This window comes from Trabulsiella odontotermitis, assembly GCF_001188485.1.
Classification (GTDB): Bacteria; Pseudomonadota; Gammaproteobacteria; order Enterobacterales; family Enterobacteriaceae; genus Trabulsiella; species Trabulsiella odontotermitis_A.
The window spans coordinates 1-1,916 of sequence record NZ_JNGH01000014.1 but is presented as its reverse complement, the minus strand read 5'-3'; the positions used below and the strand labels follow the sequence as shown (position 1 = coordinate 1,916).

At 52.6% G+C, this 1,916-nt stretch carries 3 protein-coding genes; all 3 read left to right on the top strand.

Features of this window, described 5'->3' with window-relative positions; all coding sequences use genetic code 11:
• On the top strand, nucleotides 1-449 hold a 449-nt coding region (locus GM30_RS01000), incomplete at its 5' end, for a TIM barrel protein (RefSeq protein WP_155483890.1).
• Between the two features lie 29 nt (nucleotides 450-478).
• Entirely contained in the window at nucleotides 479-1,294 is an 816-nt protein-coding gene (locus tag GM30_RS00995; RefSeq protein WP_049847133.1) for a beta-keto acid cleavage family enzyme, read from the top strand.
• 20 nt (nucleotides 1,295-1,314) lie between these two features.
• The coding region (locus GM30_RS00990) for a bile acid:sodium symporter family protein (protein WP_193391758.1) at nucleotides 1,315-1,916 on the top strand (602 nt) is incomplete at its 3' end.

Here is a 1,916-nt window from a genome sequence, read left to right as displayed (position 1 = left end):
GCCACCGCTCGGCGGCGCTGTCTGCCGATCAGCAGCTGGCGTTGCTGATTACCCGGTTGCAGTACGCCTGCGATTTTATGGCAACTGCAGGTATTACCGTGCTGATTGAGCCGTTAAATCCGCAAGATATGCCGAATTATTTTATTGATAATTTCCCGCTGGCCGAAAAAATAATCACTCAAGTCGGCAGAGAAAATATCGGTTTGCAGTTTGATATTTACCATTGCCAGAAAACGCACGGTGATATTGCCCGAAATATTGCGCATTACTGGCCGTTGATTCGCCATTTTCAGATTGCCTCTGTACCGGGTCGTAATGAACCCGGCACCGGCGAACTCAATGATGCATGGTTGTTAAATTATATACGAGAACTGAATTACCAGGGGTGGATTGGCTGTGAATATACGCCATTACATTCCCCTGCGAACTGGATCACAACAACATTATAAATATTACTATCTCTGTACCGGAGGATTACATGTCGGATAACGTCATTATTTCGCTGGCGCCTGTCGCCGCGGATTGCCCCACCGTTATACCTGAAGAAGTGGCGAATGAAATTTTAGCCAGCGTCGAACATGGTGCCGCGATTGTGCATTTGCATGTCCGTGATAAACAGGGACGCCTGACGCCGAACACCCAGGATTTTGAGGCCACTATCGCGCCGGTGATGGCGCAGTCAGACCTGATTATTCAGGCCTCGACCGGCGGCGTGTCGCCCATGTCGATTCAGGAGCGCTGCGCGCCGCTGGCCTGCGCGGGTGTAGAAATGGCCTCGCTCAACGTTGGCTCGGTGAACCTCGGCGATAACGTCTATTTTAATCCCACGCCGGACGTGGAATATTGCTCCCGCGAAATTGTGAAGCGCACTATTATTCCTGAATTCGAAGTCTTTGAAATTGGGATGATTAATAACATTCTCGCCCTGCAAGAGAAAATCCCGTTTAAAACGCCGATGCTGTTTAATATCGTACTGGGCCATCGCGGAAGTTCCCCGGCCACCATCGACGCGTTAATTGCCCTGCGCAGTATGATCCCGCGCGATGCATTGTGGGGAATTACCCATTACGGACGGCAGAATTTCGACATTATTGCCGCGGCGGTGGGTATGGGTGCCTGCGAAGTCAGAATTGGTTTTGAAGACAGCTATTATTTAAGCGCTAAAGAAAAGGCGACACAGAATTATCAGCAGGTTAAGAAACTCGCCACAATTATCCGCAGCATGGATAAAACCGTCGCGACGCCAGATATTGCGCGTCAGATGTTATCTATTCCGCCACGGCAGCGCGCGTGACGCTGAAAGGAATTTTCGCCATGACTATTCAATCCGTAATTCAAAAAAGTGGTTTAGGCGTCAGCATCGCGGGGATTGCCCTGGCGGCGATTGGCGCCCTGATGCAGTCCCCTGCGCTCTGGCAACCAGGTCTGGTGATGTTTACCGCCGGGTTCGCCGCCGGAGCGGGCTACTGGCCGTCACTGCGCAGCTATCAGTTTACCTTGTGGATCATTGCCGGTTTCGTCGCCGCGATGACCTGGTCCACCGATCTGATCGTCTGGGGCGGGTTTAACATCACCCATAAATGGATCGTCTTCCTGGTCATTCAGGCCACCATGTTCAGCATGGGCACCAAACTGACGATTCAGGACTTTATCGACGTCGCCAAAATGCCGTGGGCGGTGTTTATCGGCACCTTCTGCCACTTCGTCATCATGCCGCTGCTCGGGTTAACCATCACCCTTATCTTCCACTTCCCGCCGGAAGTTGCCGTGGGGATCCTGCTGATTGGTGCCTGTCCGAGCGGACTGTCATCCACGGTGATGGTGTATATCGCGAACGCCAACCTGGCGCTGGCAGTATCCATCGCTGCCGTGTCAACGCTTGCCGCCACTGTGATGACGCCGCTGTGGGTCAATCT